Annotated in this window: 16 protein-coding genes; 11 read left to right on the forward strand and 5 right to left on the reverse strand. The window is 66.8% G+C overall.

Annotated features, from left to right (window positions below; genetic code table 11):
- Positions 1–164 precede the first annotated feature (164 nt).
- From KBY70_RS09790 to purF, 3 genes are all read left to right on the forward strand, one after another.
- Positions 165–872: a hypothetical protein gene (locus KBY70_RS09790; RefSeq protein WP_254988363.1), complete on the forward strand. Its 708-nt coding sequence runs from the start codon at positions 165–167 to the stop codon at positions 870–872.
- 65 nt (positions 873–937) lie between these two features.
- Complete coding sequence (purL, locus tag KBY70_RS09795; RefSeq protein WP_409996051.1) at positions 938–3,307, forward strand: phosphoribosylformylglycinamidine synthase subunit PurL; 2,370 nt, start codon at positions 938–940, stop codon at positions 3,305–3,307.
- Between the two features lie 71 nt (positions 3,308–3,378).
- Positions 3,379–4,893, forward strand: a complete 1,515-nt coding sequence (gene purF / locus KBY70_RS09800) for an amidophosphoribosyltransferase (protein ID WP_254988364.1) — start codon at positions 3,379–3,381, stop codon at positions 4,891–4,893.
- Here the strand turns inward: purF and KBY70_RS09805 are convergent.
- The 3 genes from KBY70_RS09805 to queG form a co-directional block, all read right to left on the reverse strand.
- On the reverse strand, positions 4,890–7,385 hold the full coding sequence (locus KBY70_RS09805) for a DNA topoisomerase (ATP-hydrolyzing) subunit A (protein ID WP_254988365.1): 2,496 nt from the start codon (positions 7,383–7,385) through the stop codon (positions 4,890–4,892). The two genes, purF and KBY70_RS09805, sit on opposite strands and share 4 nt — an antisense overlap.
- Positions 7,386–7,461: 76 nt before the next feature.
- Positions 7,462–8,394 carry a tetratricopeptide repeat protein gene (locus KBY70_RS09810; RefSeq protein WP_409996052.1) on the reverse strand — a complete coding sequence of 311 codons (933 nt, stop codon included), beginning with the start codon at positions 8,392–8,394 and terminating at the stop codon, positions 7,462–7,464.
- A gap of 72 nt (positions 8,395–8,466) precedes the next feature.
- A complete protein-coding gene (gene queG / locus KBY70_RS09815) occupies positions 8,467–9,414 on the reverse strand; it encodes a tRNA epoxyqueuosine(34) reductase QueG (RefSeq protein WP_254988367.1) in 948 nt (315 codons plus the stop codon).
- 47 nt (positions 9,415–9,461) lie between these two features.
- On the opposite strand from queG, the gene KBY70_RS09820 reads away from it, so the two are divergent.
- The 7 genes from KBY70_RS09820 to KBY70_RS09850 all read left to right on the forward strand — a co-directional run bounded on the left by KBY70_RS09820 (position 9,462) and on the right by KBY70_RS09850 (position 16,571).
- Complete coding sequence (locus KBY70_RS09820) at positions 9,462–10,112, forward strand: HpsJ family protein (protein WP_254988369.1); 651 nt, start codon at positions 9,462–9,464, stop codon at positions 10,110–10,112.
- 57 nt (positions 10,113–10,169) lie between these two features.
- Complete coding sequence (locus KBY70_RS09825) at positions 10,170–10,895, forward strand: DUF502 domain-containing protein (RefSeq protein ID WP_254988370.1); 726 nt, start codon at positions 10,170–10,172, stop codon at positions 10,893–10,895.
- 15 nt (positions 10,896–10,910) lie between these two features.
- The gene (nusB, locus tag KBY70_RS09830) at positions 10,911–11,552 is read left to right on the forward strand and encodes a transcription antitermination factor NusB (RefSeq protein ID WP_254988372.1); all 642 of its coding nucleotides are present in this window, start codon (positions 10,911–10,913) and stop codon (positions 11,550–11,552) included.
- A gap of 7 nt (positions 11,553–11,559) precedes the next feature.
- Entirely contained in the window at positions 11,560–13,089 is a 1,530-nt protein-coding gene (gene ftsY / locus KBY70_RS09835; RefSeq protein WP_254988374.1) for a signal recognition particle-docking protein FtsY, read from the forward strand.
- A 67-nt stretch (positions 13,090–13,156) separates the two neighbouring features.
- Positions 13,157–14,557: a PP2C family protein-serine/threonine phosphatase gene (locus tag KBY70_RS09840; protein WP_254988376.1), complete on the forward strand. Its 1,401-nt coding sequence runs from the start codon at positions 13,157–13,159 to the stop codon at positions 14,555–14,557.
- A gap of 48 nt (positions 14,558–14,605) precedes the next feature.
- A complete protein-coding gene (gene argH, locus KBY70_RS09845) occupies positions 14,606–16,000 on the forward strand; it encodes an argininosuccinate lyase (protein WP_254988377.1) in 1,395 nt (464 codons plus the stop codon).
- Positions 16,001–16,058: 58 nt separating this feature from the next.
- On the forward strand, positions 16,059–16,571 hold the full coding sequence (locus tag KBY70_RS09850) for an RNA recognition motif domain-containing protein (RefSeq protein ID WP_094558966.1): 513 nt from the start codon (positions 16,059–16,061) through the stop codon (positions 16,569–16,571).
- On the opposite strand, the gene dusA is transcribed toward KBY70_RS09850, so the two are convergent.
- Entirely contained in the window at positions 16,568–17,593 is a 1,026-nt protein-coding gene (gene dusA, locus KBY70_RS09855; RefSeq protein ID WP_254988378.1) for a tRNA dihydrouridine(20/20a) synthase DusA, read from the reverse strand. The two genes, KBY70_RS09850 and dusA, sit on opposite strands and share 4 nt — an antisense overlap.
- Before the next feature lie 98 nt (positions 17,594–17,691).
- On the opposite strand from dusA, the gene KBY70_RS09860 reads away from it, so the two are divergent.
- On the forward strand, positions 17,692–18,903 hold the full coding sequence (locus tag KBY70_RS09860; RefSeq protein WP_254988437.1) for an NAD(P)/FAD-dependent oxidoreductase: 1,212 nt from the start codon (positions 17,692–17,694) through the stop codon (positions 18,901–18,903).
- A gap of 9 nt (positions 18,904–18,912) precedes the next feature.
- On the opposite strand, the gene KBY70_RS09865 is transcribed toward KBY70_RS09860, so the two are convergent.
- Entirely contained in the window at positions 18,913–20,172 is a 1,260-nt protein-coding gene (locus tag KBY70_RS09865; protein ID WP_254988379.1) for a type II secretion system F family protein, read from the reverse strand.
- Positions 20,173–20,174: the final 2 nt, after the last annotated feature.

A 20,174-nucleotide genomic window follows, 5' to 3' on the forward strand; every position in this document is an offset into this window, starting at 1 on the left:
GCCGTTTTCAGCTTGCGGATGATCTGCTCCGCGGTGTGCCTGGTGCGTTTCATGGTGAAGTCCCCGGCCCAGTCTGGCCGGCTGAGGACTCTCATTCACCCTGGACCGATTGCCGGGGTCCACGTCATTCGCACTGAGCAGTCCCGACCCCTGAACGGTTACATTTGCGTTATGCCGCTTTGCATGAAATCGGACATGCGCTTGGATTGGAGCATCCTTTTGATGATAGTGATGGAGATTTTTTTCTAAGCCGTGATCCTTGGTTGAGTGCTTTTCCGGAAGACACGGTGATGGCCTATCGCTCTCCTCGGGGTGGCGTTTGGCCTACCACTTTTAGCGCCAATGATCTGGCTGCGCTGAGTTTGATCTGGGGCGTTGAATCCGAGGTTGCAAAAGCTCCTTTGGGGCAGCGGTTGATCGGTACTGACAACAATGACATTCTCATCGGTGGGCCCGGGCCAGATCTCTTGCGTGGTGAGTTCGGCAATGACAAGTTGATTGGTGGTGGCGGCGGCGATGAGTTGTGGGGTGGTTCTGGTAGCAACCTTTTCCGCAGTGCCGCAGATGGTGTGGAAGATTGGATATTCATCAGCCGCGATGGTCCTCGCAAAATTTCTCAAGCGGCCGCCACCGTTGACGTGATCCAGGAGATGGGTTCCGAGGATCGGATTGGCATCCTTGGGGCGCGTACCAAGCAGTTGCGGTTTAAGTCGGTCAATTTGGAGAGTGCGAGTTGGGGGCCTCTGGATGGCATTGGAATTTTTGCCATGAACAGGCTGGAGGCCATCTACACAGGTGGGGACCTGACGCGTACGGAATTGTGGGGGATGACCGTGGGACTGGCAGCAAACTTCTCGGGTGATCTGGCTTGAGCATCCTTCGGTTCGGGGCTTGGGCCACCGTTCGGTGAAACTGGGTTCAACTTGCCCTGGTGTCTGTGGCCGCTGCTGCTGACTCGTCCTCCACTGCCTTTTCAGATCCCAACTACGCCGTTCCCGAGGCCCTGAAAAAGGAGAACCTCAGCCAGGCCGACTACGACGAGATCTGCCGGCGCCTGGGCCGCGCCCCCAACCGGGCCGAGCTGGGCATGTTCGGCGTGATGTGGTCGGAGCACTGCTGCTACCGCAATTCACGGCCGCTGTTGTCGGGCTTCCCCACCAGCGGCCCGCGCATCCTGGTGGGGCCCGGCGAGAACGCCGGCGTGGTGGACCTGGGTGAGGGCCAGCGGCTGGCCTTCAAGATCGAGAGCCACAACCACCCCTCGGCGGTGGAGCCGTTCCAGGGGGCGGCCACGGGCGTGGGTGGCATCCTGCGCGACATCTTCACCATGGGTGCCCGGCCGATCGCCCTGCTCAACGCCCTGCGCTTCGGGCCGCTGGAGGACGAGCGCAATGTGGGCCTGATGGAGGGGGTGGTGGCCGGCATCGCCCACTACGGCAACTGCGTGGGCGTGCCCACCGTGGGCGGCGAGGTGGCCTTCGATGCCAGCTACTCCGGCAACCCGCTGGTGAACGCCATGGCCCTGGGGCTGATGGAAACCGAGGAGATCGTCTGCTCCGGCGCCGAGGGCGTGGGCTTTCCGGTGGTGTACGTGGGCAGCACCACCGGCCGCGATGGCATGGGCGGCGCCAGCTTTGCCAGCGCCGAGCTCACCGAGGCCTCCCTTGACGACCGCCCTGCTGTGCAGGTGGGCGACCCCTTCCTGGAGAAGGGCCTGATCGAGGCTTGCCTGGAGGCCTTCCAGAGCGGCGATGTGGTGGCCGCTCAGGACATGGGCGCCGCCGGTCTCACCTGCAGCTGCTCGGAGATGGCCGCCAAGGGCGGCCTGGGCATTGAGCTGGATCTCGATCGCGTGCCCGCCCGCGAGGCCTGCATGACGGCCTACGAGTTCCTGCTGAGCGAATCCCAGGAGCGGATGCTGTTTGTGGTGAAGCCCGGCCGGGAGCAGGCGCTGATGGGGCGTTTCACCCGCTGGGGGTTGCAGGCCGCCGTGGTGGGCCGGGTGCTGGAAGACAACGTGGTGCGGGTGCTCCAGAACGGTGCGGTGGCCGCCGAGGTGCCCGCCAGCGCCCTGGCCGACGACACGCCGATCAACCACCACGAGCTGATCAGCGAACCTCCCGCGGAGATCCAGGCCCACTGGCGCTGGAGCGAGGCTGAGCTGCCCGCCGAGCTGCCTTTCAGTTGGAACGACGCCCTGCTGGCCCTGCTCGACGACCCCACCATCGCCTCCAAGCGCTGGGTGTACCGCCAGTACGACCACCAGGTGCAGGCCAACACCGTGGTGCCCCCCGGCGGCGCCGATGCGGCCGTGGTGCGGTTGCGCCCCCAGCAGGGCGAGGGCGCCATGGCGGCGGCCACGCGTGGGGTGGCGGCGGTGGTGGACTGTCCCAACCGCTGGGTGGCCCTCGACCCCGAGCGCGGCGGCATGGCGGCGGTGGCCGAGGCGGCCCGCAACCTCAGCTGTGTGGGCGCCGAGCCCCTGGCGATCACCGACAACCTCAACTTCCCCTCTCCCGAAACCCCCACCGGCTATTGGCAGTTGGCAATGGCCTGCCGCGGCCTCTCGGCTGCCTGCAGCGCCCTGGAGACACCAGTCACCGGCGGCAATGTGTCCCTCTACAACGAGACCCGCCTGCCCAATGGCACCATGCAGCCCATCCACCCCACGCCGGTGGTGGGCATGGTGGGCCTGGTGCACGATCTCGCCCAGGTGCGCGGCCAGGCCTGGCGTGCGGCCGGCGACGCCATTTGGCTGCTGGGGGTGCCGCTGGAAACAGGCGAGGCTCCAGCCGATCCCCGCCTGGGCCTGGCCGGCAGCAGCTATCTGGAGCGGCTGCATGGAGCCGTCACGGGGCGTCCGCCCGAGATCGATCTGGCCCTGGAGCGCTCGGTGCAGGGCTTCCTGCGTCAGGCGATCGCCCAGGGCTTGGTGGCTTCCGCCCACGACCTCAGCGACGGCGGCCTGGCGGTGGCCGCGGCTGAGTGCTGCATGGCCACCGCCGAGCCCCTCGGTGCTGAGTTGGAGCTGCCCGCCAGCAGCGCCCGCACCGATCGGCTGCTGTTTGCCGAGGGCGGCGCCCGCATCCTCGTGAGTGTGCCGCCTGATCAGGCCGAGGCCTGGCAGCAGGCCGTGGCTGCTGCAGGGGTGCCCGCCGAGCGGATTGGTGTGGTGACAGCTGCGGCCAATCTGGTGATCAGCCAGGGCGGTAGCGCGGTGGTCCACCAGAGTCTTCAGGCTTTGCAAACCTGCTACGAGCAGGCCATCCCGCGGCGCATGGGCGTTGATCTGCCCCCCACGGCTTGAGTGGGGCGTGGATCGGGCGCTCTCATGCAGAATGAATCTGCACCACGATCGTTGATGGGCCTGTGCTGGTGATGCATTCGGAGCCCAACGATCAGGCAGCAGAGCACGATCTGGACCAGCGCCCCGACAAGCCCGAAGAGGCCTGCGGCGTCTACGCCGTGTTGGCACCGGGGCAGCCGGTGGCCAACCTCACCTATTTCGGGCTCTACGCCCTCCAGCATCGCGGCCAGGAATCAGCCGGCATTGCCGTGTTTGATGCCGACCACAAGGTGCGGCTGCACAAGGACATGGGCCTGGTCAGTCAGGTGTTTGACCAGGCCGTGCTGGAGCGCCTCACCGGCGATCTGGCCATTGGTCACAACCGTTATTCCACCACCGGCAGCAGCAAGGTTTGCAATGCCCAGCCGGTGGTGCTCAACACCCGGATCGGGCCCTTTGCCCTGGCCCACAACGGCAACCTGGTGAATGCCGGCGAGCTGCGGCACGACCTCGCCGCCATCGCCAGCGAGCTCACCTCCACCACCGATTCCGAGCTGATTGCCTTTGCCGTCCAACAGGCGGTGAACCGAGGCCTCGACTGGGATCGCGCCATCCGGCAGGCGGCGGAGTGCTGCCGCGGCGCCTTCAGTCTGGTGATCGGCACCCCGGAGGGGCTGTTTGCCCTGCGCGATGGCCACGGCATCCGGCCCCTGGTGTTTGGCCATATCGGTGGACCCAGCGAGGCCCAGTGGGTGGTGAGCAGCGAGTCGTGCGGACTCGACATCATCGGCGCCGCCTTCGATGGCGACGTGGAGCCTGGGGAGATCATCCACTTCCGCCAGGGGGATCCCAACCCCAGCCGCAGCCGGTGGTGTGAGCAGCCCGCGAAGCTGTGTGTGTTCGAGATGATCTATTTCGCCCGGCCAGACAGCCGCTTTTTTGGCGAGTCGCTTTACAGCTACCGGGTGCGGATCGGCGAGGCCCTGGCCCGCGAAACGCCGGTGGACGCCGACATCGTCATCGGCGTACCCGATTCCGGCATCCCGGCGGCGATCGGCTACTCCCAGTTCAGCGGCATCCCCTTTGGCGATGGCCTGATCAAAAACCGCTATGTCGGCCGCACCTTCATCCAGCCCACCCAGGCGATGCGGGAGGCGGGAATTCGCGTGAAACTCAACCCCCTGCCCGATGTGCTGGCGGGCAAGCGTGTGGTGGTGATCGATGACTCGATCGTGCGGGGCACCACCAGCCGCAAGTTGGTGCAGGCCCTGCGGGATGCCGGCGCCACGGAGGTGCACATGCGGATCAGTTCACCGCCGGTCACCCACCCATGTTTCTACGGGATCGACACCGACACCCAGGATCAACTGATTGCGGCTCGGCTCACCCTGGCTGAAATCACAGCCCATCTGGGGGTGGATTCCCTGGCCTACCTGAGCAAGCAGGGCATGGTGGACGCGGCTCTGGCCAATTCCGCGAACTTCTGCACTGCTTGTTTTGACGGCGCCTATCCGATTGAGATGCCCGAGCAGGTGCGCTCCAGCAAGCTGATGCTCGAGCCGGCCGGCATTGCGGCAGCTGTTTTGCGAGAGCACCCGGTCTCCTAACGGATTAAGGGCACCAGCTGCTGCAGCACCTGGCCTGGCGGCAGGGCGATTGAGATCCCGATGCCGCTGCAGTCTTCGGCCTGCAGCTGGCTCAGGTCGAGCCTTGCGCTCCAGCCCTTTTCGGTCAGCAGGCTCAGCACCGCGGCGTCGGCTGGCTGCAGGTCGATCACGCGATCTCCCCGTTGTTGCAGTCGCAAGCCGATCTGACCCATGTCGCCGCGCTGGCAAAGCCGCAGGTTGGACACCTCTAGCCGCTTCACCTGCCCCCCCTCAGTTGCCAGCAGCACCGAGGCGCTGGCAGTGCTGGCTGCAACGCAGGCGGCACCCACCACGGCTTCCCCAGGCAGCAGCCGCATCAGCATGGGGCCCTGGGCGGCGCGGCCCATCAGCGGTAATTCGGTTTCGTTGAAGCTGAGGCGCAGCATCCGGCCGGTGCTGCTCGCCACCACCAGCGTGTCGCCCTCGTGGCCACTCACCACTCGCCGCAGGCTGACGCCCTCCTTGAGCTTCAGCACCGTGGCCGCCCGCCCCGACAACTCCTGAAAGTCTTCGACGGGCAGCCGTTTGAAGCGGCCGTCGCTGCTCAGCAGGCCCAGGCTGCCCTGGGCGGGCAGGGGCAGCACCTGCACCACCGGCTCTCCCTCGAGGCTGTCGGGAAGGAAGCGCTCCAGCTTGCCCGGCTGTTGCCCGGCAAATTCCCAGCGCAGCAGGGCGACTCGCCCGCTTCCCGTGAAGGCCAGCAGCAGCGGTTGTTCGGCAATTGGCAGGATTAGGCGGGCTGGGGAGGGGTGCTCCCCCAGCGCGATGGCCTCATCGAGGTGCAGCCGTCCCAGCATCTGGGAGCTGAGGATCTTCACCGCCCCATCCGCCTGGATCAGCAGCCGGCTTTCCGGGGCCAGGGCTGCAAAGGCCTGCTGGCGCTGGAGTTCGGCGTTGGGACGGATCGCCGCCGCCCGCTGGGCCACCAGCGCATCGCCTCCCTCCACCAAGCGGGTGCGCCGGGGTGTGGCAAAGCGCTTGCGCAGCGCCTTCAACTCCGACACCAGCGTGTCGAGCAGCACCGTGCGGTCGTCGAGCAGGTGACGCAGCCGGCCCCGCTCCTCGATCAGCTCGGACGCTTCTTTGCGCAAACTCTCCTGCTCCAGGCCCGTCAAGCGCCGCAGGGGCATGGCCAGCACCGCATCGGCCTGGCGCTCGCTCAGGTCGAGCTGCACCTGCAGGGCAGCCCGGGCGCTGGCCGCATCGCTGGCGGCGGTGATCAGGGCGATCACGTGCTGAAGCGCATCGAGGGCCTTGATCAGGCCTTCCACCACCTCGAGCCGGTCTTCGCAGCGCTTGAGGGCGTGGCGCGTGCGCCGGATCAGGGTGAGTTCCCGGTATTCCAGGAATTCCTGCAGCAGCCGCCGCAGGCTCAGCTGTACCGGCTGACCGTTGACCAGGGCCAGCAGGATGGCGCCGAAATTGCTCTGCAGGGCCGTGCGCCGCTGCAGATCGGCCAGCACGGTTTCCGGGTTGGCATCGCGGCGCAGCTCCACCACCACCCGCATGCCTTCGCGATCGCTTTCGTCGCGGATGTCGGCGATGCCGCCGATCTTGCCGTCGTTCACCTGCTCGGCCAGCTTCTCGATCCAGCCCGCCTTGCTCAGCTGGTAGGGGAGCTCGGTGATCACCACGGCGCCGCGCTTGTGACGGCCTTTGCCGGGTTGCACCTCCTCGATGTGGGCAACACCCCGCATCGGGATGCTGCCGCGGCCCGTGAGGTAGGTGTCGCGCACGCCCTGGCCCACCAGCACTTCGCCACCGGTGGGGAAATCGGGGCCGGGCACCAGTTGCAGGAGTTTGTCGTCGGAGAGATCTGGCTTGCGCACCAGGGCGATCAGGGCATCCACCACTTCGCCAAGGTTGTGGGGCGGGATGTTGGTGGCCATGCCCACGGCGATGCCGGTGCAGCCGTTGAGGATCAGAAACGGCAGCTGGGCTGGCAGCACCGTGGGCTCCTGCTGGGAGCCGTCGAAGTTGGCGGCGAAATCAACGGTGTCGGCCCCGATCTCATCGAGCAGGCCCTCGTTGGCGATGGGCGCCAGCCGCGTTTCGGTGTATCGCATGGCCGCCGGCGGATCGTCGTCGACGGAGCCGAAGTTGCCGTGGCCATCGAGCAGTGGGTGGCGGCTGGCGAAGGTCTGCACCTGACGCACCAGCGCGTCGTAGACCGCCTGGTCGCCGTGGGGGTGGTATTTGCCAAGCACGTCGCCCACCACACGGGCGCATTTGCGGTAGGGCCGATCCGGGGTGAGGCCCAGTTCGTGCATCGCGAAGAGGATGCGGCGCTGCACGGGCTTGAGGCCGTCGCGTACATCCGGCAGGGCCCGCCCCACGATCACGCTCATCGCGTATTCGAGGTACGAGCGCTGCATCTCCTGGTGCAGCGCAATCGGTTGAATGCGCGGGTCGTTGCCCGGTCCGCTCCGCTCCCCTGGGCGCTCCTCGGCCATCCGGTGTCGTGGTCTGGGGTCGGAAGGTGGGGCTCAGCCTACAGATGCTGTCGAGGGCTGCCGCTTCCAGCGGGACTTACTCCTCCTCGCTGCTCTCGCCTTCCGGGCTGGCATTGGCGAGGGCCCGATCCACCACGGCTTTGAGATCGCCCTGTTGCAGCAGCTCCTGGGTGGTGCTGCGCAGTTTGGATCCCCAGAGTTGTTCCTTCTGGTAGCTCTCCAGCACGTAATTGGGGTCGTTGTCGAGGGCTTTGCCGGCCAGCTCCAGGGCTTCGCTGCGGCCGGCCGCCCCCTGGGCGAACAGTCCTGCGGCCAGCGCCAGCATCGGTTCTGCCGCATCGGGCTTGATGGTCAGAACCCGCCGCCAGCGCTGGATGGCGTCTTTGGTTTTGCCCTGTTCAAACAGCACCAGACCCTGGTTGTTGAGGGCTTCCCAGAAGTTCTTGCGCAGGGAGGAGGCCCGCTCGAAGGCCGCCAGGGCCTGTCCGCTCTGGCCGAGCAGGATGCGGGCGTTGCCCAGGTCGAAGTAGGCACCGGCATTGCCTTTGTCGAGCTTCAGCCCCTGCTCCAGCAGGCCGATCGCATCCTCGGGTTTGCCGGCCCGAAGGGCCAGGGAGCCCTCGGCAAACCAGATGCCCGGGTTGCGTGGATCCAGTTGCTTGGCCTTGGCCAGCGATACGCCGGCTTGTTTGAGCTGGTTGCTGCGCAGCTGGGCCTCGGCCAGCAGCACCCAGCCGCGGGGGTCGTCGGGCAGCAGTTGCACCGTGAGGGCCGCGAGGCGGGCGGCGTCACTGGCCTGGCCCAGCCGCAGCAACCGCGCCGCGGCCTGGGCAATGCCAAGACCGGCGCCTTCCAGCTCCTGGCGTTGGGGGACATACACGTAGGGCACCAGCGCCCGGGCGGGCAGAACTGGCGCCAGCAGCAACCCCAGCGCACCCACCAGAACCGCGCTCGAGCGGTGAGCCTTCCAGAGGCGGGTTGTTGTCAAACCAGTGAGCCACTGGCCCATGCGCCACTGGATGCGCCACGGGTCGATGCGCAATTGGCGCGGTGCCATCGCTTGGGGACAGATCCGTTCAGCCTAGGCAGTGCCGCCCTGGCTAGCCCGCAGGTTCCGCCGCCACATCCAGGGTTTGAGGCGGCGCAGGGCTGAGGCTCGCAGGTGTTGATCCCAGTCGGCATCGCTCCAGAGCAGGGCCTCGTCGGCCTGCAGATCGAGCAGCCAGGGCCTGGGCTGCAGATCCGGATCGTGGCTGCTGTCCAGGGGCTGCTGATTCCAGGGACACACCTCCTGGCAGATGTCGCAACCGGCCACCCAGCCCTCCAGGGCGCCGGCGATCGGCTCGGGCAGCTCGGGATCCCGATTCTCAATCGTGTGGAAGGCGATGCAGCGGCGGCTGTCCACCACGAAGGGCTCCGTGATGGCGCCGGTGGGGCAGGCGGGCAGGCAGCGGCTGCAGCTGCCGCACAGGGGCGTGGCGGGTACATCCGCCGGTAGCTCCAGGCTGGAGAGCAGGTGGCCCAACAGCAGCCAGGAGCCGCGGCGGCGGTGGATCAGGTTGCCGTGTTTGCCGATCCAGCCGAGGCCGGCCTGCTCGGCCCAAGCTTTGTCCATCAGCGGGGCGCTATCGACGCAGGCCCGCCAGCTCACCCCGGGCACCTGCTGCTCCAGCCAGCGGCCCAGCCGGCGCAGCCGGCCATCGATCACCCGGTGGTAGTCGCGGCCCCAGCCGTAGCGGGCCACCTTCAGGGAGCCGGGGGCGCGCTCGGCCGCTACGTAGTAGTTGAGCCCCACCGCCAGCAGGCTGCGCACCCCCGGTAACAGCTGCTCCACCGCGCGCCGGCGTGGGTCGGCCATCCAGGCCATGTCGGCTTGATAGCCGGCCGCCAGCCAGCGCTCCAGGGCCGCCGTCCGCAGGCTTAGGCGCTCCCCGGCAGGCACGGCGGCGAGGCCCACCGGGTCAAACCCCAGCTGCCGGGCCTGCTGTTTGAGCTGGTGTGCCAGCTCGTGGTGGGCGTGCTGCGTCATCGCCCGTACAGTTGCGCCGTCTTCTCAATCTGCCGCGAGCCCCTCCTGTGAGCACTGCCTCTTTCGGCCGCCTGGGCCATCTCTTGCACTGGCTCGGCCTCACCCTGGTCGTGTTGCTGGCGCTCCAGCTGCTGGTGCTGCTGGGCTCCTGGAACTGGGGCGAGGAGGGTTACCGCCAGCTGCTGATGGACCGGTTGGTGACCCAGTCGCCGATGGCATTGGTGGGCCTGCTGCTGATGCTGTTCGGCAGCCGCCTCGACCATCCCGCCGCCGGCCGCACGCCCCTGCGCTGGCTGGTGGCGGTGCTCAGCATCCTGCTGGCTCTGGCGATGCTCGTGGCGGTGCCGGTGTCGATCAGTGGCGACCGCGCCCTTTCCGACCAGGCCGACCAGCAGCTCGAGGCCCGCAAGGCCCAGCTGGCGGCGGCCCGCTCCCAGATGGACAACCCCCAGGTGATCGACCAGTTGATTGCCCAGGCCGAGCAGGCTGGCCAGATCCCTGCCACTGCAACGGCCGAGCAGAAGCAGCAGGCCGCTAAGGCGTTCATGGAGCGCCAGCTCCAGCAGGCCGACGACCAATTGCAGCAGCAGCAGCGCGCCCGGGATCTCACCGTCAACCAACGCCGCTACGGCGGCACCGGCACCGCCGTGGTGCTGGCCATCGGCTTTGTGCTGGCGGCCCTGGTGGCCCTGCTTTGAGCCTGGCTGGCTAAGTTGCCAACAGGTAGCGAATGGGCCGGACGTCCGGGTTGTCAGTTGGTTCAATCCAGTCCCAAATCTGATCAGCCCCTGGGGGACCGGCTTCAGGCCGACCTCAAGAATGACCTGATCGCCGGCCTGCTGGTCGTCATTCCCCTGGCGACCACCATCTGGCTGGCGACCACGGTGAGCCGCTTTGTGCTGGCGTTTCTCACCTCGATCCCGAAGCAGTTCAACCCGTTCAACACCCTCAACCCGTTGCTGCAGGAGCTGATCAACCTGGGGGTGGGTCTGTTGGTGCCCCTGCTCGGCATCCTGTTGATCGGCCTGATGGCCCGCAACATCGTCGGGCGCTGGTTGTTGGAGTTTGGTGAGGGCACCCTGCTGCGGATTCCCCTGGCGGGCTCGGTCTACAAGACCCTCAAGCAGTTGCTGGAAACTTTCCTGCAGGGCAGTTCCAGCAAGTTTCGCCGGGTGGTGCTTGTGGAATATCCGCGGGAGGGGTTGTTTGCCCTGGGTTTTGTCACCGGTGCGATCGGCACGGCGCTCCAGGCTGGTTTCAGCGAACCGATGCTGAGCGTGTTCATCCCCACAGCCCCCAATCCCACCACCGGCTGGTACACCGTGGTGCCCGAGCGGTCGGTCAAGGACCTGGACATCTCGGTGGAGGATGCTTTCCGCACGATCATTTCCGCCGGCATCGTCAATCCCGACGAGCGCTCCACGCCCAACCGCAGCTTCTCCAGCCTGCTGGCTCAGTTGCGCACCTCCCAACTTTCCTGAGGCCAAGTCGTTTTGATGCAGAGCCGCACCCTCTCGCGCGAACTGGCCCTGCTGATGCTCGGCCAGACCAGTGACCGCGCCGGCGCCTCCTCCGTAGCCCAGCCCATCGCGATGGAGGGTCTGTTGCAGCAGGTGCTCGCCACCCTCAGCCAGCACGTGCGCGAGGCCCTCGACCGCTCTGCTGAGGACCTGCAGGCCGCCCAGCAGGACCTGCTGGACAGTGAGCTGCAGGACCAGGGCGAGCAGCAGTTGCCGCGGGTGCGCCAGCACCTCAATGCCGGACTGGCGGCGGCGGAGCAGGCCATCAACCGCCTTTCCGCCAGCCTGGAACTGCCCCGGCTGTTGCTTCTAGCCGACCAGGACGAGGTGCGCCGCGGCGCTATCGACCGGGTGGAGGCGGTGCTGCGCGATCGGGAGTCCATCGATGCCCGACTCGACGGGGTGATGGAGGGCTGGCGGCTCACCCGCCTGCCTCGCATCGACCGCGACATCCTGCGTCTGGCAGCCGTGGATCTGGACCGTTTCCGCACCCCCGCCGCGGTGGCCTGCAACGAGGCCGTGGAGTTGGCCAACCGCTACAGCGACGAGCAGGGCCGCCGCATGATTAACGGCGTGCTGAGGCGCTTCACGGCCGCCCGGCCCGTGGCGGAGGCCTGAGGGCGCCATGGTGTACGACTGGTTCAATCGCACCGGGCCTGACGCAGCCGACGGCGAGACGCCGCCCAGCCAGGCATCTGGGCCTTCGCTTGCCCCGGATGATCCGACCCCAGCGGCTTCTGCTGCTGCCCAGCCCGAAGGCAGCTCGGCTGATCCCAACCCGGATCCCAATGCGGAGGCCCTCGAGTGGGCGCGTCAGGCCTACGCCCGCCTGAAAGCTCAGCAGGAAGCCCAGAAGCAGGCCCAGCAGGAGTCTGTGCCGAACCTCACTGACGAACTGCAGGCTGATCTCCAGGCGGACTCCCAAGCACAACAGTCCCTGCCCAGCTCCCGTCCCGATTCTGTACAAGCTGTACAGAATTCTGCAGAGGGCTTCGCTTCCCCTACCTCTGCTGAGCCATCTCCAGGCCTGTCGCTGTTGGAGCAGGCCGCCGCCCAGCGGGCTGAGCGCCAGCAGGCCATCACCGCGAGTGCTGCCGTCGCTCCGGTCGAGGCAGCCCCCGCAGACTCCGCCGAGCCCAGCCTGGGCGACTTCGACACCACCTTCACCTGGTCGGCGGAGGTGCTGGCGGCCCAGGGCAAGCGGGTCGATCAGGTGTCGCTCGAGGAGATCGACTGGCTGGGGCGCCTGCGCCAGGGCCTGGAGCAGACCCGGCAGGGTTTTGTCACCCAGCTGCTGGACACCCTCGGCGACGATCCGCTCACCCCCGAGGTGGTCGACGACCTGGAAACCACATTGCTGCGGGCCGATGTGGGCGTGCAGGCCACTGATCAGGTGCTGGACGCCCTGCGCAAACGCATGAACGAGGAGGTGGTGGATCCGGCCGAGGGGCTGCGCTTCCTCAAGGAACAGCTCCAGGACCTGCTGGATGCCCCGACCCGGGCCAGCGGTTCCCCCCTGCTGGCCCCCGAACGCGATCGGCTCAACGTGTGGCTGATGGTGGGCGTCAACGGCGTCGGCAAGACCACCACCCTCGGCAAGCTGGCCAACCTGGCGGTGCGCAGCGGCTACAGCTGTTTGATTGCCGCCGCCGATACCTTCCGGGCTGCGGCGGTGCAGCAGGTGCAGGTGTGGGGCGACCGCAGCAACGTGCCGGTGATTGCCAATCCCAGCGCCAACGCCGATCCGGCCGCCGTTGTGTACGACGCCATCGGTGCTGCCCAGGCCAAGGGCACCGAGCTGGTGCTGGTGGACACGGCCGGCCGCCTGCAGACCAAGCACAACCTGATGGAGGAGCTCAGCAAGGTGCGCCGCATCGTCGACAAGCTGGCGCCGGAGGCGGTGGTGGAGTCGCTGCTGGTGCTCGATGCCAGCCAGGGCCAGAACGGCCTGCGCCAGGCCATGGCCTTTGCCAAAGCAGCTGGGCTCACTGGCGTGGTGCTCACCAAGCTCGATGGCAGTGCCCGTGGTGGGGTGGCCCTGGCGGTGGCCTCCGAGGCGGGTCTGCCGATCCGCTTCATCGGCGCCGGCGAAGGCATCCGCGACCTGCGGCCCTTCAACAGCTTCGAATTTGTGGAGGCCCTGTTGGCCCGTTAAGCCATCAGGCAACGCCGGATTCGAGAGCTATCTTGCGGGCTCGCCGCGGCCGTCCCGTGAGCAATCGGTGAGCAACAAGCCGCCCCCCCACCCGCTCCAGCAGGCCGCGTCTGCCGCCGCCCCGGTGCTCTCGGCTGCGGCCTCGCTGCGTCAGTTGCTCGACAGCCTCAACCGGGAGCAGCGGCGCAACCAGGAGCTGCTCGCCTCGTTGGCCTTCGCCCTGCGCAGCTTCACCAACCTGGGCCGGTTTCTGGAGCTGGTGCCCGTGGTGGCTACCCGCCTGGTGGAGGCGGAAGGGGCCGTGCTGGTGGTGTTCCACGAGGACGGTCGCCTCTGGCGCGAGCAACTGCAGGCCACCCCGGTGGAGCGCTGCGCTGAGTTGGTGCGCCAGTTGGCGGCCCTCGGCGATGCCGAGTTGGCGGCCCTCAGCGGCGAAGCGGCGGTGGTCGCCCTGCTCGATCAGCGCATCGGCCGGCTGCTGGGGGCAGAGCAGGTGTTTGCCACGTCGGTGGTGTCCCGCAGCCTGCAGCGGGGTCGTTTGTATGTCTTCAGTGGCCGCAAGGGGTTTGCCTGGAGCGAAGTGCACCGCCGCCACCTGCAGCTGGTGGCCGATCTCACCGCCGTGGCCCTGGAAAACGAGGCGCTGCTGCAAACCATGCGGCGCCACGAGCGCTTGGACCGTCAGCTCAGCATTGGCGCCGAGATCCAGGCCCAGCTGTTGCCGGATCGCTGTCCGCTGATCGACGGCGTGGAGCTGGCGGCCCGCTGCCGCCCCGCCTTCCAGGTGGGGGGTGATTACTACGACTTCATCCCCACCCGGCCCCAGCTGTTGGGCCGCCGCCGTGAGCAGGCTCGCTGGGCTCTGGTGATGGGGGACGTGATGGGCAAGGGAGTGCCGGCCGGCCTGCTGATGACCCTGCTGCGCGGCATGTTGCGGGCCGAGGTGCTGAGCGGCCACTCCCCCGAGCGGATCCTCCACGACCTCAACCAGCTGGCCCAGGAGGACCTGGCCCAGTCGCACCGGTTCGTCACCCTGTTCTATTCCGACTACGACCCCCGCACCCGCCTGCTGCGCTTTGCCAATGCGGCCCACAATCCGCCCTTGATCTGGCGCCGCCAGCGCAACCAGGTGGAGCGCCTCGATGCCCCCGGGCTGCTGATCGGTTTGCAGAGCGAAGCCGATTACGGGCTCGAGCAGACCGTGCTCGATCCAGGCGATGTCCTGCTCTATTACACCGATGGCGTGACGGAAGCCACGGGCTTCAGTGGCGACCGTTTCGACGAGGAGCGGTTGGTGCGGCACCTGCAGGGGGCCTGCCGCTCCGGCATCGGCGCCCAGGGGATTCTCGATCAGCTGTTCGCCCGGCTCGATCGTTTTGTGGGGGCCGATCGGCAGCTCGACGATGACGCCTCGATGGTGGTGCTCAAGGTGCGGGAGGAGGTGATGCTGCCCTCCCTGCCAAGCTGATTGCCTGCGAAGCAAACCTTCTGCCCCGCGCAGCTTGCCAAGTCCCGAATGGCCGTTGATTCCACCGCCTCCACCTGGAGCCAGCGCTTCGAGCAGGGTCTGCATCCGGCCATCGAGCGTTTCAACGCCTCGATCGGCTTCGACATCACGTTGTTGCAGCAGGACCTCGATGGCTCGATCGCCCATGCCCGCATGCTGGGTCGCTGTGGCGTGATTGCCGAGGACGAAGCCAGCCGGTTGATCGAGGGGTTGGAGGCGATCCGCGCTGAAGCCGCCAGGGGTGACTTCAACCCAGGGCTGGAGGCCGAAGACGTCCATTTCGCCGTGGAGCGGCGCCTGATCGAGCTCCTGGGGCCCCTGGGCAAAAAGCTCCACACCGGCCGCTCCCGCAACGACCAGGTGGGCACTGATCTGCGCCTTTGGTTGCGGGGCCAGATCGACGCCATCGATGCGGCGCTGCTGCGTTTTGAGCGGGCCCTGCTGGCCCAGGCCGAGCGTCACAGCAGCGTTTTAATCCCCGGCTACACCCACCTGCAGCGGGCCCAGCCGGTGTGCCTGGCCCACCACCTGCTGGCCTACATCGAGATGGCAGAGCGGGATCGCTCCCGGCTCGCCGATGTGCGCCAGAGGGTCAACATCTGCCCACTGGGGGCGGCGGCCCTGGCCGGCACTCCCGTGCCGATCGATCGGCGCCAGACGGCCGAGGAGCTGGGCTTCGAGGCCATCTACGCCAACAGCCTCGATGCGGTCAGCGACCGGGATTTTGCGGTGGAGTTCATGGCGGCCGCCAGCCTGGTGTTGGTGCACCTCAGCCGCCTCAGTGAGGAGGTGATTCTCTGGGCTTCCGAGGAGTTCGGCTTCGTGGGCCTCACCGACCGCTGCGCCACCGGCAGCAGCCTGATGCCCCAGAAAAAGAACCCCGACGTTCCGGAGCTGGTGCGGGGCAAGAGCGGCCGCGTGTTCGGCCACCTGATGGGGCTGCTCACCATGATCAAGGGCCTGCCCCTTGCCTACAACAAGGACTTCCAGGAGGACAAGGAAGCCCTGTTCGATGGGGTGCGCACCTGTCTTGATTGCCTGGAGGCGATGGCGATTCTGTTTGAGGAAGGTCTGGAGTTTCGGCCCCAGCGGCTGGAGGCGGCGGTGGCGGCGGATTTCTCCAATGCCACCGATGTGGCCGACTATCTGGTGGCGAAGGGTGTGCCCTTCCGCGATGCCTATCAACTGGTCGGCGGCCTGGTGAAGGGATGTCTGGCGGAGGGGATTTTGCTGCGGGACCTGCCGCTGGAGCGCTGGCAGCAGCTCCATCCTGCTTTTGAAGCCGACATCTACGCCGCCATCACTCCCCAGCAGGTGGTGGCGGCCCGCCGCAGTGAGGGCGGCACCGGTTTCGAGCAGGTTCAGCAGCAGTTGCAGCGAATCCGGATCCGTGTTGCCCCCTGAGGGGAAGTAGGCCTCGCCGGGGGTCTTAGGCTGTTTTGGTTAGCGGCCCCTCTGGTTCGTGAGCATTTTTGTCGGCAACCTTCCCTTCCGCGCTGAGCAGGACGACGTAGCGGAATTGTTTGCACCCTTCGGTGAAGTGGTCAACTGTTCGCTGCCCCTCGAACGCGAGACCGGGCGCAAGCGTGGTTTCGCGTTTGTGGAAATGTCGGATGACACCGCGGAAAGCAAAGCCATTGATTCGCTGCAAGGCGCCGAGCTGATGGGCCGCCCCCTGCGCATCAACAAGGCGGAGCCCCGGGGAGCTGGTGGTGGCGGAGGAGGAGGAGGTCAGCGTCGTGGTGGCTACGGCGGTGGCGGCGGCTATGCAGGCGCTGGTGGTTATGGCGGTGGCGGGGGCTACAACCGCGGAGATAGCGGCGGGGGCTACGCCGGTGCCGGTGGTGGTGGAGATCGGGGTTCAGGGGCTCGGGGCTGGGAAGACCGCAGCTACGGCGCTGGCAGTGCTGCGCCGAGCGATGGCTTTGATGCCGGCCGCACCCGGCGCCGCCGCAGTGGCAGCGCCGAGGGTTAATACCCCCGTTCCTCCAGCGCCCGAGCGGCGGCCTCCAGCACCTCAGCACCGGCCTGCCGGTCTCCGGCGGCTTGGGTGAGCTGCTGGCGCCAGCGCCGGGCGCCGTTCACACCCTCCACCACGTGCACCAGGTGGCGCGCGATCGGCCAGAGCCGCTCGCCCCGGCTGCGCCACTGCTCGGCGTAGGGAATCAGCCCGCGCACCACGTGCGAAGCGCTGGCCGGAGGCCGGCTGGTGTCGGCGAACACCCGCTGATCCACTGCAGCCCACTGCAGGGGATGGGCATAGGCGGCCCGGCCCACCATGGCCCCATCCAGCTGCTCCAGGTGTGTCAAACAGCTCTCCAGGCTCTCCAGGCCCCCGTTGAGTTCGATGGTCAGCCCGGCCCGATCCCGTTTGAGCTGGTGCACGATGTCGTAACGCAGGGGCGGAATCGTGCGGTTTTGCTTGGGATCCAGGCCCTCCAGCCAGGCTTTGCGCGCGTGCACCGCAAAGCGCTGGGCTCCCGCGGCAGCCACCGCATCCACGAAGGCCAGCAGCTCGGCGTAGGAGTCGCGGTCGTCGATGCCAATCCGGTGTTTCACCGTCACCGGCAGTGGGCAGGCGTCGGCCATGGCGGTGACGCAGCGTGCCACCTGGTCGGGTTCGGCCATCAGGCAGGCTCCGAAGCGACCCTTCTGGACTTTTTCGCTGGGGCAGCCCACGTTGAGGTTGATTTCGTCGTAGCCCCAGTCGGCTGCCAGCTGGGCGGCCTCCGCCAGCAGGGCCGGATCGTCTCCGCCCACCTGCAGGGCCAGGGGCTTTTCGACGGGATCGAAGCCCAGCAGCCGCTCGAGCCGGCCCCCCGGCCCGCTGGCTCCGGGCTCCCGGCGGGCGTGGTGCAGGGCCTGGGCCACCACCATTTCGGTGTAAAGCAAGCTGCGCCGGGTGATCTGCCGCATCAACACCCGAAAGTGCCGATCCGTGTAGTCCATCATCGGAGCCACACTGAAGCGAAAGCTGGCTGGATCGGTCTGGCCCATCACCCCATGCTGCCCACCCGTGTCCCCCGCCCTGCTGCTCCGTGAGCCTCCCGAGCCATGCCGCCGTGGTGGTGGCAGGTGGTGGCGCCGCCGGATTCATGGCCGCCATCGCAGCCGCTGAGGCGGGCGTCCGCAACATTGTTCTGCTCGAGGCCACCGCCGAGCCGCTGCACAAGGTGTTGATCAGTGGCGGCGGGCGCTGCAATGTCACCCATGCCTGCTGGGATCCGCGGGCGCTGGTGGGTCACTACCCCCGCGGCGGCCAGGCCCTGAGGGGCCCTTTCTCTCGCTTCGCCACGGGCGATGCGGTGGCCTGGTTCGACGCGCACGGCCTGGAGCTGGTGGAGGAGGCCGACGGCCGGCTGTTCCCTCGCTCCAACCGCTCCGAGTCGGTGGCCGCCACCCTGCGCCGGGCGGCCCTGCAGGCCGGCGTGCAGCTGCACACCGGGGTGGCGCTGCAGCAGGCCAGTCCCCGGGCTGGGAGCGGTTTTGATCTGCGGCTGCGCGGTGGCCAGACGATGGCCGCCGATCGGCTGGTGTTGGCCACGGGGAGTCACCCCAGCGGCCGCCAGCTTGCCGCCGCCCTCGGCCATGGGCTGGTGTCGCCCGTGCCGTCGCTGTTCACGCTCGCTCTGGCGGGCGATCCCCTGCTGGAGTTGGCGGGAGTGGTGATGGATCCCGTGGAGCTGGCCCTGCATCTGCCAGCGGATCCGCAAGCCGGCGGCGGTGGCGCTGAACAGCGTTTCCGCCAGCGCGGGCCGGTGCTGATCACCCACTGGGGGTTGTCCGGTCCGGCCACCCTGCGTCTCACCGCCTTTGCCGCCCGGGCCCTCAAGGCCGCCGTCTACCGGGGGGAGTTGCGGCTCGACTGGAGCGGCGGACAGTCCCAGCAGGATCTCGACGCCCTGTTTGCCGAAGCGAAGCGGGTTCAGGCCAAGCGGCAGCTGGCCAATTGGCGGCCCTGGCCCGCCCTCAGCCGGCGCCTCTGGCTGGCCCTGCTGCAGCGCCATGGCCTCGATCCCCAGCAGCGCTGGGCCGACCTGGCCAAGCGACACCAGCAGCTGCTGATCACGGCGCTGCGCGACACCCGGGTGGCGGTCACGGGACGGGGCCCCTTCGGCGAGGAATTCGTGACGGCGGGCGGCATTCCCTTGGGGGAGGTGAATCTCGCGACGATGGAGAGCCGCCAGCACGCCGGCCTCTACCTGGTGGGTGAACTGCTGGATGTGGATGGCGTGACCGGGGGATTCAACTTTCAGCACTGCTGGAGCAGTGGTTGGCTGGCCGGTCAGGCTCTGGCAACTGAATAACCCCCAGCACTATTTGATATTTTCAAAAACGGCAAACATGGGCATATACATTGCCAGAAGAATGGAGCCAACGATTCCGCCCACTAGCACGATCATGGCTGGCTCCAACATCGAGGTGAGGGCTTTGACAATGGCTTCCACTTCGTCTTCGTAGAAGTCGGCAACCTTGGAGAGCATGGCATCCATCTCGCCCGTTTCTTCGCCGATCGAGAGCATGCTGATTGACATATCTGGAAAGACATTCATGCGTCCGAGGGCCACGCTCAATGGAATGCCCTGGAGAACATCTTCGCGACTGTTGGTGATCGCGTCTGAAATGATGGAGTTGTTGGTGATTTCTCGCACAATGTCCAGCGACATCAAAATCGGGACACCAGCTCGGGTTAGGGAGCTGAAGGTTCGGCAGAATTGAGCTGTGGCTGTCTTTTGAATCAGTTCGCCAAACAGAGGAAGTTTGAGAATGATGGCATCCACCCGGCGACGGCCAATGGGAGTGGCATAGAATTTGCTGAAGAGATAGACGAAAACAATCAGACCGAGCCCTAGGTAGAGCGAAAAGGTTGAGCGCAGAAGACTGCTGAGATCCACCATCATTTGGGTGAACCAAGGCAGATCGGCGCCCAGGCTGTCAAAAATCTCAGCGAAGGTAGGAACGAGGAAGATTGTCATTCCTAGAAAAACTGCAACAGCGATGACAAGCACTGCCACCGGGTAGCCCAGGGCGCCTTTGATCTGGTTCTGCAACTTGGCGTTGTCCTCCAGCAGCTTGGCCAGCCGCCTGAGCGATTCATCAAGGACGCCACCGGCCTCACCGGCTTCCACCATGGCGATGCTCAGCTTGTCGAACACCTTGGGCCAACGGCGCAGCGCTTCACCCAACGACATTCCTTGGTTTACTTCTAGACTGACCGACTGGAGGGCACGTTTGAACAGCGGCATCTTCTGCTGGGATGCCATCAGGTCGATGCTGCGCACAATCGGTACCCCGGCATTGACGAGGGCGGCCATCTTGCTGGCAAATACAGCTTTCTCCTTGATGCCGGGCTTGGCCTCCAGCAGTTCATTCAGCTTGGAAAACCTCAGCTTGTTGTTCAGTTGGGCAGCTGCACTTGAGCTGGTGGCGGTCGCATTTGGTTTGACTTTGATTTCGGTGGCTCGAATGCCCCGCAGGCGCAGGCTGCGTTTGGCCTGGATTGGATCGGCTGCCTCAACGTCGATCAGCGCCGACTTGCCCTGGGGATTGATGTAGGTGGCGATGAATGTGGCCATGG

It is taken from the genome of Cyanobium sp. ATX 6E8 (genome assembly GCF_024346335.1).
Classification (GTDB): domain Bacteria; phylum Cyanobacteriota; class Cyanobacteriia; order PCC-6307; family Cyanobiaceae; genus Cyanobium_A.